The organism is Anatilimnocola aquadivae (assembly GCF_049819085.1).
Classification (GTDB): domain Bacteria; phylum Planctomycetota; class Planctomycetia; order Pirellulales; family Pirellulaceae; genus Anatilimnocola.
Window position 1 is genome coordinate 5,214,893 of the sequence record NZ_CP187419.1, and the last position, 14,952, is coordinate 5,229,844.

9 protein-coding genes and 1 tRNA gene are annotated in these 14,952 nt (G+C 58.7%); 8 read left to right on the top strand and 2 right to left on the bottom strand.

Annotated elements, in window-relative coordinates; translation table 11 throughout:
* Nucleotides 1-24: 24 nt before the first annotated feature.
* Nucleotides 25-2,226: a DNRLRE domain-containing protein gene (locus tag NA78x_RS20635; protein WP_425614265.1), complete on the top strand. Its 2,202-nt coding sequence runs from the start codon at nt 25-27 to the stop codon at nt 2,224-2,226.
* Between the two features lie 112 nt (nt 2,227-2,338).
* On the opposite strand, the gene NA78x_RS20640 is transcribed toward NA78x_RS20635, so the two are convergent.
* Nucleotides 2,339-2,412 (bottom strand) — tRNA-Arg (locus NA78x_RS20640).
* Nucleotides 2,413-2,802: 390 nt separating this feature from the next.
* On the opposite strand from NA78x_RS20640, the gene NA78x_RS20645 reads away from it, so the two are divergent.
* The 4 genes from NA78x_RS20645 to NA78x_RS20660 all read left to right on the top strand — a co-directional run bounded on the left by NA78x_RS20645 (nt 2,803) and on the right by NA78x_RS20660 (nt 5,929).
* The gene (locus NA78x_RS20645) at nt 2,803-2,991 is read left to right on the top strand and encodes a hypothetical protein (RefSeq protein WP_425614266.1); all 189 of its coding nucleotides are present in this window, start codon (nt 2,803-2,805) and stop codon (nt 2,989-2,991) included.
* A gap of 291 nt (nt 2,992-3,282) precedes the next feature.
* Nucleotides 3,283-3,615 carry a co-chaperone GroES gene (locus NA78x_RS20650; protein ID WP_425614267.1) on the top strand — a complete coding sequence of 111 codons (333 nt, stop codon included), beginning with the start codon at nt 3,283-3,285 and terminating at the stop codon, nt 3,613-3,615.
* Between the two features lie 156 nt (nt 3,616-3,771).
* The gene (gene groL / locus NA78x_RS20655; protein ID WP_425614268.1) at nt 3,772-5,397 is read left to right on the top strand and encodes a chaperonin GroEL; all 1,626 of its coding nucleotides are present in this window, start codon (nt 3,772-3,774) and stop codon (nt 5,395-5,397) included.
* Between the two features lie 115 nt (nt 5,398-5,512).
* Nucleotides 5,513-5,929: a hypothetical protein gene (locus tag NA78x_RS20660; protein WP_425614269.1), complete on the top strand. Its 417-nt coding sequence runs from the start codon at nt 5,513-5,515 to the stop codon at nt 5,927-5,929.
* Nucleotides 5,930-5,934: 5 nt separating this feature from the next.
* On the opposite strand, the gene NA78x_RS20665 is transcribed toward NA78x_RS20660, so the two are convergent.
* The gene (locus NA78x_RS20665; RefSeq protein ID WP_425614270.1) at nt 5,935-6,711 is read right to left on the bottom strand and encodes a hypothetical protein; all 777 of its coding nucleotides are present in this window, start codon (nt 6,709-6,711) and stop codon (nt 5,935-5,937) included.
* 365 nt (nt 6,712-7,076) lie between these two features.
* Here NA78x_RS20665 and NA78x_RS20670 point away from each other — a divergent pair, with 365 nt between their 5' ends.
* From NA78x_RS20670 to NA78x_RS20680, 3 genes are all read left to right on the top strand, one after another.
* Nucleotides 7,077-7,892 (top strand): inositol monophosphatase family protein, encoded by an 816-nt coding sequence (locus NA78x_RS20670; protein ID WP_425614271.1) that lies wholly within the window; start codon nt 7,077-7,079, stop codon nt 7,890-7,892.
* Nucleotides 7,893-7,900: 8 nt separating this feature from the next.
* A complete protein-coding gene (locus NA78x_RS20675; protein WP_425614272.1) occupies nt 7,901-8,152 on the top strand; it encodes a hypothetical protein in 252 nt (83 codons plus the stop codon).
* 1,088 nt (nt 8,153-9,240) lie between these two features.
* Nucleotides 9,241-14,796 (top strand): tandem-95 repeat protein, encoded by a 5,556-nt coding sequence (locus NA78x_RS20680; RefSeq protein WP_425614273.1) that lies wholly within the window; start codon nt 9,241-9,243, stop codon nt 14,794-14,796.
* Nucleotides 14,797-14,952: the final 156 nt, after the last annotated feature.

Below are 14,952 nucleotides of genomic sequence, written 5' to 3' on the forward strand. Positions count from 1 at the left end.
GTTACTCTCTTCTCGGAATTAGACATGTTCTCGCCACTTCGTTTTCTGGCCAAGTCCCGCCGTCAGGCAACTCGCACCCGACGTTTGGCTGTAGAAAGCCTGGAGCGACGAGAACTGTTCGCGATCGAGCCGTTCACCATTGCGGTGCTGCCGGACACGCAGTTCTATGCGCAAAGCTATCCGGAGACGTTCGACGCCCAGACGCAGTGGATCGTGGACAATCGCGAAGAGGAGAATATCGTCTTCGTAACTCACGAAGGCGATATCGTCCAAAGTGCGGAAACCGCTGCTAATCGCAACGAACTGCAATGGACGCGAGCGGATCGCTCGATGGACATTTTGGATGGCGACCTGACACAGAACCCGAATGGGCTGATCCCTTATAGCGTGGCCATTGGCAACCACGACTATGGCCGCACAAGCGATAAGTCCACCGGCAGTTCTCGCTACCGGCAGTTCTTCGGCGCTCAACGGTACGAAGGTCGAACCTGGTACGGGGGAGACTCGGCGAGCGGGCTCAGTCACTATCAAATCTTTGCAGCTGGCGATTGGCAGTTTTTGCACCTGGCGCTCGAATGGGAACCAGGAAACGCCGAGCTCGCTTGGGCGCAAGGCGTCATTGACGATCATCCCGGCTTGCCGACGATCATTACCACCCACTCGTACGTCAACGACAGTACCCGAGGTCGCACGACGACTTCAACGAATACCGGGCCGAGCAATAGCGGCGAAGAGGTGTTTCAAAAGCTGGTGCGACCGAACGCGCAGATCTTCATGGTGCTCAACGGCCACTTTAGTGGTGAGTATCACCAGACATCGATCAACGCGGCCGGTAAGCCTGTCTACGAAATGGTCGCCGATTATCAAAGCCGCGTGGATGGCGGCCAGGGGTACCTGCGACTCATCACCGTCGATCCCGATGCCGACCGAATTCGCGTCAGGACTTACTCGCCGGTTCTCAATCAGTTCGAAACCGACAGTAACAGCCAGTTCACGTTTACCGTCGATCTGAGCGCACGATTTGGTCCTGGTAACCTGGTGGCGGCGACAGATCCCAATGTGCAGACTACGACGTTTCGTGCCGGTGAGCTGGGCTACTTGGGCGTGGAAGATGCCCAGGTGAAACAGGGTACCGCCAGTACGGCCTATGGTCGCAGCCTGGTGAACGTGCTGGTTGACGGCGCGACGCCGGGCGAGCGAACCGCCAGTCACGCGCTCATCGCGTTTCAAAACCTGGTGGGGAGCGGCGCTCAGCAGATTCCTGCGGGGGCTCGCGTGCTATCGGCCGAGTTAGTTCTGAACACCACGAATGCCGGTGATGGTGGCACCTTGCACCGCATGCTCAAGGACTGGACTGGCGGCAGCACCTGGAATTATTTGGGCAACGGCATTACCGCGGACGGCATCGAGGCCGTACAGGCGTTCACGGCGCAAGTAGGCAGCAGCAGCCGTTCGCCGAATGTCCCGGAAGGGACGACAGTTATCAACGTCACCACCGATGTGCAAGCTTGGGCCAATGGTTCCGCCAATCGAGGCTGGGCAATTCTGCCTTGGGCGGGTAGCACCGACGGTTGGGGGTTCTCGCCGTCGGAAGTGGGCAACGTCAACTTTCGTCCCCAACTGAAGGTAGAGTGGATCCCGGCTCCCACGGCCGAGATCTCGACCTTCGTCGAGGGAGCGAATTCCTACGACGGAACGGTCGATACGACTCTGGCTTTGAATGCGCCGACCTCGCGGCAGGATGCCAACAGTCTCGTTACGGTGGATGGTCCGACGGACAACACCACGCGCGTCGGTCTGATGAAGTTTGATGAGATCTTTGGCACCGCGGCCAGTCAGATTCCAGCGGGGGCGCAAATTCTGTGGGCCGAACTGTATCTAACGACCCCCAGCGGCGTCAGCAATGCCGAGGGCGCGGGTGCCAAGCTGCATCGCGTCTTGAAGCCGTGGAGTTCGTCCGCAACGTGGAGCAACTCTTTCGGCGGCAACGGCATCCAAACCAATAACAGCGAGGCCGCGACCGTCGCCGAACTGAACACCGGAGTGCAAACGATCGGCAGCAGCGGGTTTGATGTGACCGACTCGCTCCGCCGTTGGAAAAGTGGCGAAGCCAATCACGGCTGGATGTTTCAGTTCAACACCAGTGACGCCTGGAGCTTTGGCTCATCCGAGCAAGAATCGCTCCTTCTTCGACCAAAGTTAATCGTTGCCTGGCTGCCGGCGTGAAGAATTTGAGCCTCGCCTCGCTGAGGCTCTCCATTCGCCAAGAATGGCCATTGTCCGGCCAGGATCGCCAGCAGTCCATTCGCAAAGCGTTGGCGACTCGCGACTTGCGAAATACGCCCAACAGGGGTCGAACCTGTAACCTTCGGTTCCGAAGACCGATGCTCTATCCAATTGAGCTATGGGCGCGAGTGGAACGAGCAGGATAACAAATCGGCGGGAAGCCGGGTAGGGTGAAGGACGGGCGAGCGCACAAATCACGCCAAGAGCACGCCGGTGGAAAAAGGTCGTCGACTGGCTCCGCAAGTTGAAGATTCGTCACGGCGGAGTGTGGCGAAGACACGACCGCCACGCCAACATGAAATGGTTACGGCCTAGTTTTTCGTGACCTAACTAGTCACGGACTCCGATAGAGTTACACGCTACTTCGAATGAAGTAGACGGCCCAAAGGTGCGCGCGGAACGATTCCTGAAAGCGGGCCGCGCAAGGAACCTGCGAAGTGGTTATCACCCCCTCCGTTAGGGCCTATTCAAGGCTGTTCAGAATGGCCGGTGAGGAGGGGCAAATGTGGTTATCAGATGGTTATCAAGAAACGGTGGTATTATGCATTTTTGTCGACGCAAGTGATTCACAAAAAGCATCTTGCGGCGATTCTGCAAAACGAAAAAATCGCGCGAAAAGTTATCAAAAAGGGCGGCTGGCGGAGTGCGCTTGATAACTACTCAAGCCCTGTTCAGCGCGCGTTGGGCGATAATCGCGGTGGGTAGGCAACACGAGGCGCAAATGAGTCTTCTGCCAATCTGACAGCAGGTGTGAGGAGGACGAAAAGGCAACTGCCAGTTTCGCCACGAGCGACTGGTGGGGGTTGAAGCGAAAACAGCTTAAGCGACCAGCCGATAACAGCTTACGGCAATCTTGGCGGCTCTGGCGCGCTCTTTGCTTATCTGGGGCCAACTAACCGCTTTTGGCGATATTCTGACAGTCTGTCCAGCACCTTTCCCGCTGGGCCGGCAGTCATTCTCAGCTATACCGTTTGTTTTCCCGGAGGAATTTGAGACATGGCGACCGCGACCAAAGACAAGAAGAAGGCCCCTGCCCAATTGAAGTTGCAACCTCTGGGCGACCGCGTGGTGGTCGAGCGCGAAGCCAGCGAAGAGCGAACCGCCGGCGGCATCTTGCTGCCAGACGCCGCTAAGGAAAAGCCTCAGCGTGGCACCATCGTCAGCGTCGGCAACGGCAAGCTGCTCGAAAACGGCACCCGCGGCGCTCTGCAAGTGAAGGTTGGCGACCGCGTCATTTTCACCAGCTGGGCTGGCGAGAATTTCAAGATCGGCGACGACGAATTGCTGCTGATGCGAGAAGAAGACATTCTCGCCGTTCTCGAAGACTAGTCCGCTCCGTGGCCTGCAGCCGTGCTGCGGGCTTCTCGGGTTTTGCGAAGACGAGTTTCGCAAAGACGACTCGCCCGGAGCATGGCTCCAGGCTACGTTGCCAAGCCCATTCCCCCCGCACACATCCCACATTCGATCTGATATCTGGAGTTTTCGATGCCTAAGATTATCGCTTTCGATCAGGAAGCCCGCGAAGCCATTCGCCGCGGTGTATCCAAGCTGGCCAAGGCCGTGAAGACGACCCTCGGTCCCAAGGGCCGCAACGTCATTCTGCAGAAGAGCTTTGGCAGCCCGACCGTCACCAAGGACGGCGTGACTGTTGCTAAAGAAATCGACCTGGAAGACGTCTATGAAAACATGGGCGCTCGCATGGTTCGCGAAGTCGCGAGCAAGACCAGCGACGTCGCCGGCGACGGTACCACCACCGCCACTGTGCTGGCCGAAGCCATCTTCAACGAAGGCCTGAAGGCCGTTGTCGCTGGTGTGAACCCAGTGCAGTTGAAGATCGGCATCGAGAAGTGCGTGGCCGACATCACTGAGAAGCTGCAAAAGGCTTCGATCAAGATCAAGGAAAAGAGCGAGATGGCCAATGTGGCCTCGATCGCTGCCAACAACGATCGCGAAATCGGCAAGTTGCTCGCCGATGCGATGGAAAAGGTTGGTAAGGACGGCGTCATCACTGTCGACGAAGGCAAGAGCCTGCAGACCGAGACCGAATGGGTCGAGGGTATGCAATTCGATCGCGGTTACCTGTCGCCTTACTTCGTGACCGATTCGAACACGATGACCGTCGTGCTCGAAAACCCCTACATTCTCGTCTACGAGAAGAAGCTTACGAACATCAAGGAATTGATCCCGGTTCTGGAAGGCGTTGTCCAACAAAGCCGTCCGCTGCTGATCATTGCCGAAGATGTCGAAGGCGAAGCCCTCGCGACGCTGGTCATCAATCGCCTGCGTGGCACGTTCCAAGTGGCCGCTGTGAAGGCTCCTGGTTACGGCGATCGTCGTAAGGCGATGCTCGAAGACGTGGCCATCCTCACCGGTGGTGTCGCCGTGTTCGAAGCTCTCGGCCAAAAGCTCGAGAACTTGCCGCTGACCGACCTCGGTCGCGCCAAGAAGGTGATTATCGACAAGGACAACACGACGATCATCGAAGGTGCCGGCAAGAGCGAAGAGATCAAGGCTCGCATCGAGCAGATCCGTCGCGAAATCGCCAACAGCACCAGCGATTACGATCGCGAAAAGCTGGAAGAACGCCTGGCCAAGCTCTCGGGTGGTGTTGCCAAGGTCAACGTTGGCGGTGCAACCGAAAGCGAAGTCAAGGAAAAGAAGGCTCGCGTTGAAGACGCCCTGCATGCCACCCGCGCTGCAGTGCAAGAAGGCATTCTGCCTGGTGGTGGCGTGGCTCTGCTGCGTGCCGCTTCGCAAGTGAAGCCAGCCGAAGGCATGGCCGATGACGAAATCGTTGGCTACAACATCGTCGTCCGCGCTTGCCGCGCTCCGCTCACCATGATCGCCACCAACGCCGGCCAAGACGGCGGCATCGTGTGCGAACGCGTGATCGAAAGCAAGGGCAACCACGGCTACAACGCGTTGACCAACGTCTACGAAGATCTGGTCAAGGCTGGCGTGATCGACCCGACGAAGGTAACTCGCACCGCTTTGGCCAACGCAGCCAGCGTCGCGACGTTGCTGCTCACCAGCGATGCTTTGATTGCTGAAAAGCCAAAGCACGATCACGGTAAGAAGGGCGGCCACGGCGGCGACCACGACATGTACTAAACCAGTACTGTCTTAAATCGTAGTCATCTCGCTCCGCGAGATGGCTCCACCGATTGAAAACTCAAAGGCTCGCGAGTCACACGATTCGCGAGCTTTTTTATGGACGTAACGCAACATGACCGATGATGCCGATCCGCTGATCTACGTCTTTGATGAGTCCGAAAGAAAATCCTCCGGTGCGTACTTCTGGGATTCACTCCGCGAAGAATTACCGGCGTGGAGAGACTTGGAGTATGAATGGATCGCCAGCTCCACATTTGGCGATCAAGTCATAAGAACGCAGAACTCGCCAATTCATGACGGACCAGCAATTTATATGCATGGCCCCGATGTCGCAGGACCTCGATCACCGGATACGAATTGGATCGAGAACATTCTGTTTCTCGGCAATTCCGAGAGTGAATGGCTAGAGCGAGTCCGTCGCTTTGGTGATGAGTACGCAGTTGCTCCGGCCTCGATCGACGACTGCATCGACAACGGAGATGAGTACCGAGCAATCTACCGCTTGCTCAATCCGGGCTTAAAGTGGTGAGCCAACTACGTCGTCAGCGGCAGCGCCTCTCGCCGGGCGAAGTCGAGCAGTTTAAGGGGCTCGCGGGCGGCGGTCATCAGGTTCTTGTTGGGGACGATCCAGCCGGCGATGCGACCGCGGCGGATGACACCTTTTTCGAGGTGCTCGGCAAAGAAGCAGGACTCGATCTTGCCGAGTGAGACTTGCTGCGAGACGAAGTCGTCGGGGTAGATCACTTCGATGTACGACTGGGCCTGCTTCGGCACGCTGAACCAGGTAACACGGCCGGTGGAGAGGGCCGGCAACTTGACGTTGAATGGTTGGTCTGCTTGCGAGCCCAGCCAATCCTGGGAGATGAAATCCCAGATCGCCGTGCGAGCCGTGGGGAGCTTCGATTCGACGGTGCACTTGGGCTCGCTGTTGAGCAGGCTGGTCTGCATCGAAATGAGCAGTTGCACGCCGACTGCTTGGAGCGAGTCTTCTTGCAGCAGCCGCCAGTAGAGTTGCGGTTGAACCTCGGCACCGGGAAGTTGATCGTAGGTGGCGACGAGATCGCTGCCGCGGACGTAGAGATCGACGAGTACCGGCGGAGACTTCGCGCTAATGGGTTCCACGAACTGGAGCGTCGAGCCTTGGAAGGCGTTGGTGGCGGTGCTCGACCAGGTCACTCCGCTGCGAGGAACAGCGGCATCGACCGTCACCTGATATTCGCCCAGGGTGGCGACCGCACTGGTGCCGCTAATTGTCCAGCTTACGGGGAGTGTCGGCGGGTCTGGTTCGAAGATCGGAGCGATCGCAGCCATGCGAGGTATCCTGACGAGTCGGTCGGCGAAGTGAGTCGGGTGCAAACGAAAAAACCCCGCCAGCTCACTTGGAAGTAAGTCGGCGGGGCCGGAACAGAGAAGAGGCCGTAGTTGCAGATCGCAAACAGATGATAAATATAATGCCGGATAAACCAACACTGGCAACTGCGGGAAACCTCATCACCTGCGTTCATATTAGCAAGATCGGAAGCCGTGTCCAGACTTTTGTGAAAAAAAGGAGAATGCCTGGAGTATTTCTCTGGCGTGAATGCGTCAGGTGATTAAATGAGCGGCAGCCCTTTCAAAGCAATCACCCGACACCGATAATCGGCGAAACGCCCGCTTCCGCTCGCTTGGATTCTTGCATGAACTTGCCCGACCCTCGACCTTACCTGACGCTTGCCGAACGTGCCGCCCGCCTGGGTGCAGGCATTTTGATGGAGTGGCGAGACAAGTTCACCGCGCGTGAGAAAGGGCCGAAGGACCTGGTGACCGAAGCCGATCTGGCTTCGCAGGTAGCCATTAAAAAGATGCTGCTGGAGGCTTATCCCGATCACGACTTTCTCGGTGAAGAAGATGCCAGCCTGGGCGGCCGGCAGACCGAGCGCAAGAGCGACTTCCGCTGGATTGTCGACCCGCTGGATGGCACCGCGAACTACGTGCATCGTCTACAGACTTTCGCCACGTCGATCGGGCTCGAATACAAAGATCAGATCATTGCCGGCTGTATCTTTGATCCTGTCACCGACGAATGCTACACAGCGGCGCTGGGCTGCGGGGCACAACTGAACGGCAAACCGATCCGCGTGAGCGATTGCCAGGAGATATCGCAGGCTCTAGTGGCGGTCAGCTTTCGGGCGAACGTGATGCGGGGCTCGAAGGACGTGAATCGCTTCATCGAGACCCTGCATGCGACCCAAAGCATCCGCCGGCTGGGTTCGGCAGCGCTCAATTGTTGCTATGTCGCGGCGGGAAGACTCGATGCCTACTTTGCCACCAGCGGCATTCAAGCCTGGGATGTTGCGGCCGGGGTGCTGATTATGACCGAAGCCGGTGCGACGCTCACGGGCGTCGATGGCGGCCCGCTGAACATCGACCATCCCGAGCTGCTCGCTGCATCTTCGCCCACGTTGCACGGCCAAATGCTCGACGTGCTGAAGCGGGCCGATGGTCTGGCGTAGGAGTGATCGTGATTACCAGTGGCAAGGAGCTGAACCAGCGCAGCCGTTTTATCGCGTTTTTGGCGCGAGTCGCCGAAGGGAATGTCGTCGCGGCGGACTGGAACGAGTTCGTGGTGACGCGTTACGCCGAGGCGGATTTGGAAGCTGCTCGTGGTCGACTGTCACGGGCCGCGCTGCTTGGCGGGCAATGTTCGGCCGAGCCGGCGAACGCTTCGCTGCGGCAAGTCGCAGCCGGTCTTCTTGGTGAATTTGATACTTAGTCCTTGGCAGATTCAGACGGGGCTGGCTATAACATAGCGTCTGACTGGACTTATTTGTGGCTTAGCGGCCACCCTCTCTCCAACGACCGCCAGTCGGGCAAACGGTACGCCGACTCGGTGGTATCTCTCCGTTTGCGGTCTGCACAGGAAGCAACATTCGCCTCCTTCACAGAACATTCGCAATCGACTCGCCGAATCTCCATATCGCAGCTTTACAAATCACCGGCCGTCCGCTTCTCTCCCGCGGATAGCTCGCACACTCGCTGTGCGATGAATTGCCTCGCAGCAACGTCGCTCGCCGTAACCGCTTGGTTCGGCTGGTAGCTTTGCCGCGTCAGCCTTCCTATCGCCGTCAACGCACGATCTAGACCGATCATCGCTTGGAGTTTAGCCCCATGTTGTTTCACCGCGCGCTACAGAGCCTCGCCCGTTCGCATAAAGTCTCTCGCCTTGTCACCCAGCGGATTTTGAAGAACAGGAAGCGTAACTTCCTGAACGGCATCGAGCAGCTAGAAAATCGAACGGTGTTTGACGCGAGTTATCATGATCTGTCGGCAGGAAATTTCTCGCAAAACTGGAATGACATTGGTTTGATCACTACTGCAGACTGGACGCCCATTCCTAGCATTCTTGGTTTGCGTGGCGACGGTATCACGGGTGCAACCGGTGCAGATCCGCAAACACTACTTGCGGCTGACGATCCTGGTGTCAACGACCTCCTAGCAAATCAAACTGCCCCAAATTCATTCTCTACCGGCGGTGTCGCTGAGTTTCATATCACCGATCCAACAATCGCGTTGAACGGATCGGGGACTGCTGACGCGCCATACATTCGGTTGCATATGAACACAACCGGCAGATCGAATATCGTGCTCACCTTCAATGCGCGAGATCTCGATGGCTCCGCTGATAATGCGGTGCAGCCAATTGCAGTGCACTACCGCATCGGTGCGTCAGGCAACTTTACTAATCTCCCAGCTGGTTTTATCGCCGATGCAACTACGGCGGGGACCGCTACTCAAGTGACGCCTGTGAGCGTTACATTGCCAGTTGATGCGGAGAACCAGGCGCAAGTACAGATTCGAATCATGACCGCCAATGCGGTTGGTAATGACGAATGGGTCGGCATAGATGACATCGTTGTTTCATCGACAGCTTCCGGTGGTGGTGGCAACACTGCTCCCACCATTACCAGCAACGGTGGAGCCACGCAGAATCTGAATGTTGTCGAAAATACGACGGCGGTCACAACGATTGCCGCGACCGATACCGAAACACCTGCTGGTCTCACGTATGCACTTTCCGGCCCCGATGCGGCTCGCTTTACGATTGGTGCTTCGAGCGGTGTGATTGCCTTTGCCCCCGCGCCGAACTTTGAAAGCCCGACCGATGCCGGGACGAACAATGTCTACAACGTCACGGTCACCGTGACCGATGGCGGCACGCCGGGCTTGACCGACACGCAGGACCTGGTCATCACCGTGACGAACGTCAACGACGTCGCACCGGTGAACACGATTCCTGCCACACAAACGACGGCCTTCAATACTGCCGTCACCTTCAGCACGGCGAACAGCAACGTCATCTCGGTCGCCGATTCCGATTCGACCACGCTGCAAGCGACACTGACGGTTACCAATGGCACTTTGGCTCTCTCGGGCATTGCGGGTTTGACTGGCAACGGCTCGGGCACTGCCTCGCTGACTTACTCCGGCACGGCCGCCGCTTTGAACACCGCGCTGCAAGGAGCGATCTTCACGCCCACCGGTGGCTTCTCGGGTGGGGCCAGCATTCAACTGGTGACGAGCGACCTGGGCAATCCGGGCGGCGGAACCCCGCTCACCGATACCGACACGATCAACATCACGGTCAACGCAGCCGTCAATCAACCGACGCTGAGCATTCCCACCAACATCACCGGTGCCGTTGGTGCGTCGATTCAGATTCCCGTCATCCTCAACACCAACGGTGCCCCTCCCGACCCGATCACCGGCCTCGATCTGGCGATCGTCTACGACAGCGCGGTTCTTACGATCAATAGCATCGTCGCCGGTCCTGCGCTAACGGGTGGCTGGACGGTGACGTCGAATTTTGCTTCGGACCCCGGCAAGATTGGTGTGGATGCCTCGACTGGCACAGGTGTCACAACGGCGATCAACGGTCAGGTCATCTTGATCAATGCCACGATCAAGGGAACCTCGCCGCTGGGGGCCTCGCCGATCAACCTGGTGATGTCGACTACCATCGGCGCCACTGCCCCGATGACGATCTTCACGCGGCTCAACGACGGTGCGACTTCCAGCTTGATGCTTTCGCCCGCCCCGACCGACGGTGCAGGCGACGCCAATGTCGATGGCACGGTGACCGTCACGGCTGCCCCCAACACCGCGCCGATGAATACCGTTCCTGGCACGATCTCGGGGACAGAAGACACGAATGTTACGTTCAATGCTGGCAATGCAATCACGGTTGCGGATAGCGATTCCGCCTCGGTTACAACGGTGGTCTCGGTGACCAGCGCGGCTGTGGGCACCTTCACTCACCCAGTGCAGGCTGGGGTGACGGTCGCCGGCGATGGCTTGTCGGTCACGTTCACCGGCACACCGGCCGCGGTGACTTCAGCATTGACCACGCTGGTCTTTATGCCTGCCCTCAATCGCAACACGGCTGCTCCGATTTCCGTTGCCACCAGCGATGGCTCGCTGAGCGATACCGACTCAATTACCATCAACCTGACCGCCGTCAACGACGCCCCTACGATCACCAGCAATGGGAACGGTGCGCCGGCGTCACTGAATGTGGCGGAAGGAAGCACGGCGGTCACGACGGTCGTTGCCACCGATGTCGACACCCCAACGACGATCACGTACAGCGTGACGGGGCCGGATGCGGGTTTGTTCACGATCGTTCCAGTAACTGGCGTGCTGACGTTTACGGCCGCCCCGAACTTTGAAGCGCCCGGCGATGTGGGTGCCAACAATGTTTACAACGTCACGGTGGTCGCAACGGACAACGGCACTCCGGTGCTCAACGATACGCAAGATCTGACGATCACGGTTACCAACGTCAATGAAGTTCCCACGATCACCAGCAATGGCGGGGGAGCTTCGGCCGCGACGTCCGTTGCCGAGAACTCGACGGCGGTGACAACCGTCGTGGCAACCGACCTCGATGTTCCGGCTGGGCTGGTCTATTCGATCAGTGGTCCCGATGCCGGGCTCTTCACCATCGTGCCTGCCACGGGTGTACTGACCTTTACGACTGCTCCGAACTTTGAAGCGCCCGGCGATACCGGAGCGAACAACGTCTACGACATCACGATCACGGTCACCGACAACGGCGCGCCCGGATTGACCGATGTGCAAACGCTGGCCATCACGGTCACCAATGTCAACGAAGCGCCCACCATTACTAGCAACGGCGCGGGAGCGACCGCTGCCATCAATGTCGCGGAAGGTACCACGGCGGTAGCGACCGTTATGGCGGGTGATGTCGATGCTTCGTCAACAATCACCTACAGCATCACGGGCACCGATGCGGCACTCTTCTCAATTGTGCCTGCCACGGGCGTGCTGACGTTCCTCACGGCACCTAACTTCGAATCGCCGACCGACTCCGGCGCGAATGGTGTGTACGAAGTTACTGTGGTGGCCACCGACAATGGCACACCAGGACTGACGGATAACCAAGCTCTCTCCATCACCGTCACGAACGTGAACGAAGCTCCGGTGAACACGATTCCTGGCGACCAGAACACAGCCTTTAATACGCCGCTAGTTTTCAACACGGCGAATAGCAACCTAATCTCGATTGCCGATGTCGATGCCGGTGTGAATCCGGTGCAGGTAACGATTGCCGTGACAAATGGCACCGTGGCCCTATCAGGCATTGCCGGTCTGTCAGGCTCGGGCACTGGTACCGCTTCTCTTACTTACTCGGGAACCTTGACCGCGCTCAACATGGCCCTGAACGGCCTGACCTTTACGCCGACGGCCGGCTATAGCGGCCCGGCATCGTTCCAACTTGTGACGAGTGACTTGGGCAACACTGGCACCGGTGGCACGCTCACCGATACTGATACGGTCAACATCACCGTTTCGTCAGCCGCGCCGCAGAGTCCGGTAAATACCGTTCCCGGCACCGTGACCGGAACTGAAGACACGCTCCTGCCCCTCAGCGGAATCAGTGTGATCGACACCGACTCGGTGTCGATCACGACGACCGTCACGCTACCTGCCGGTGTGGGGACGCTGAGTGCGACCTCGGGTGGCGGCAGCGTGACGCCGGTGATTAATGGCCCTGGCACCGTTGTCACCTTCACCGGATCGCCGGCAGCGGTGACTCAGGCCCTTGGTACGCTCTCGTTTATGCCCGTGCTGAATCGGAACAGCGATGATGGCCTGATTACCGTGAATGTTGCCACGACGGATGGCTCATTAAGCGATAGCGACAACTTCACGATCTCGCTGACTCCGGTCAACGATGCTCCGGTTGCCGTGAACGATACGCTCCCCGCGGTGAACGAAGATGCCGCGCCGATTATCTTTGATGCCAGCCTGCTGCTGGCCAACGATCTCGACAAGGGTGCCCCGAATGAATCGGCCCAGACGCTGAGCTTTGTCGACGTGAACACTGGTTCGGCCGTCGGCGGAACGGTCAGCCGAGTGGGCAACACGATCACCTTCACTCCTACGGCGAACTTCTTTGGCACGGCCTCCTTCACCTATACGATTACCGATAACGGCACGCCCGCGCTGACCTCGACCGCTACCGTTGCGATTCCCATCAACAGTGTGAACGATGCGCCCGTGGCCGTGGCTGATACTCTGCCGGCGGTGAATGAAGATGCCGCACCGGTGGTTTTCGATGCCAGCCTGCTGCTGGCCAACGATCTCGATAAGGGTGCGCCGAATGAAAACTCGCAAACGCTGACGTTTGTCGACGTAAACACTGGCTCGGCCATTGGCGGAACCGTCAGCCGAGTGGGAACAACGATCACCTTTACACCGGCGGCCGACTTCTTCGGCACGGCATCGTTCACCTACACGATTACCGATAACGGCACACCCGCGCTGACCTCGACCGCGACGGTTTCGATTCCGATCAACAGTGTGAACGATGCTCCAAGCTTCATGGCTGGGCCAAACCTGACGGTCCCCTTCAACGCGCCAGCGCAGTCGCTAGCGTGGGCCTCGGCAATTGCTGCGGGTCCTGCGAATGAATCAGGGCAGGTGGTGAGCTTCTTGATCGTCAACGATCATCCCGAGTACTTCACCGGTCCGATCACGATCAGCTCAACGGGTATCCTGGAATTTACGCCCGCAACGGGCGCAACCGGAATAGCGACGCTCTCGGTGACTGCCCAAGACAATGGTGGCACGTCGCCGGGTGTCGACACGAGCGCACCGGTCATATTTACGATTACCATCGACGCGGCTCCCACGGCTCCGCCGGTGGCGAACGACCTGAACCTGGTAGCGCTCTTCAACAGTCCCGTGAGCGGCACACTTTCAGCGAGCGATCCCGATAGCCCGACGCTGACGTATGCCATCAGTATGCCACCAGCGCTTGGGACCATCACTGCGTTCGATCCGGCAACCGGGGCTTTCACTTACACGCCCACCACGGGAGCGACCGGCCTCGATCTGTTTGACTTCACCGTGTCGGACGGCACGAGCACTGATGCCGGCACGGTACGCGTGGTCATTCAAGGCTCGACGGCCATCGTCATTCCTCTGGATGGTGACCTCACCATCATTGGCACCAACGCGGCAGACAACATTGTGGTCTCGCGGGCGGGAACGGATTTGGTGCGAGTGCGGACTTCGGCGGGGACGGCCAACTATCCGCTGACGGGTCGCCTGATCATCAACACGGGCGATAGCGACGACGTGGTGCAGGTAAGCGGGATCACCAATCCGGCGACCGTCGACCTCGGCGGTGGCAACGACTACTACGCAGGTACGAGTGGCGATGAAACGATCATCGGTGGCCCGGGAGCCGATACGCTGATTGCCAGTGGCGGTAACAACATAGTGTGGGGTGATGTCCCCGGCGAAGATGAACTGCCCGGAGGCAGGGACTCAATCAGTGGCGGCAGTGGCAACGATACTTTCTACGGCGGTGGCGGCGACGATACGCTCGCTGGCTTCGCCGGCAACGACTATCTCTCGGGCGGTGCCGGAAACGATAACCTCATCGCCGGTGAGGGAGACGATCGCCTGTTTGGCGGCAGCGGCAACGATTCGCTGAGTGGCGAAGCTGGTAACGACATTCTCTCGGGCGGTAGTGGCAATGATGTGCTGCTAGCAAGTGCCGGTAACGATATTGTCATTGGCGGCACCGGTGCCGATAGCATGAACGGGAATGCCGGTCTCGACGTGTTGATTGCCGGCGACACCACCAACGCAGCCAGCACCGTGGCTGGCGACGCCAACGACCTGGCCTTGATTGCCTTGCTGAGCAGTTGGCTGGCCTCGCAACCGGCGGGCCTGGCCACGCCGATCCTGGCTGGTAACGACGGCGCGATCGACAGAGTCTATGGAGATACCGGCAACGACGACTTCTACGTCTCGGCCACCGATAACACGCCCGACTTCAGCCTCACCGGTTACTACGGCACCGACCGCCGCGTGAACATTTAAGCTCCGAAATATCAACCCTACCGACTCCTTCGCCGCGATGAGCGGGGAGTCGTCCGTCCTAAGCTGTGCACCACCCTACAGAGGGGCGTTTACAAACCGGGGGTGGTTTGTGAACAGCAGATGCAGTATCTCTCGGGTGCGGCGCGCATTCGCGTT

Excerpts from the sequence above, each read along its gene's own strand:
- NA78x_RS20635 (WP_425614265.1), top strand. The coding sequence starts at position 25 with ATGTTCTCGCCACTTCGTTTTCTGGCCAAGTCCCGCCGTCAGGCAACT.
- NA78x_RS20645 (WP_425614266.1), top strand. The coding sequence starts at position 2,803 with ATGGTTATCAAGAAACGGTGGTATTATGCATTTTTGTCGACGCAAGTG.
- NA78x_RS20650 (WP_425614267.1), top strand. The coding sequence starts at position 3,283 with ATGGCGACCGCGACCAAAGACAAGAAGAAGGCCCCTGCCCAATTGAAG.
- groL (WP_425614268.1), top strand. The coding sequence starts at position 3,772 with ATGCCTAAGATTATCGCTTTCGATCAGGAAGCCCGCGAAGCCATTCGC.
- NA78x_RS20660 (WP_425614269.1), top strand. The coding sequence starts at position 5,513 with ATGACCGATGATGCCGATCCGCTGATCTACGTCTTTGATGAGTCCGAA.
- NA78x_RS20665 (WP_425614270.1), bottom strand. The coding sequence starts at position 6,711 with ATGGCTGCGATCGCTCCGATCTTCGAACCAGACCCGCCGACACTCCCC.
- NA78x_RS20670 (WP_425614271.1), top strand. The coding sequence starts at position 7,077 with ATGAACTTGCCCGACCCTCGACCTTACCTGACGCTTGCCGAACGTGCC.
- NA78x_RS20680 (WP_425614273.1), top strand. The coding sequence starts at position 9,241 with ATGACCGCCAATGCGGTTGGTAATGACGAATGGGTCGGCATAGATGAC.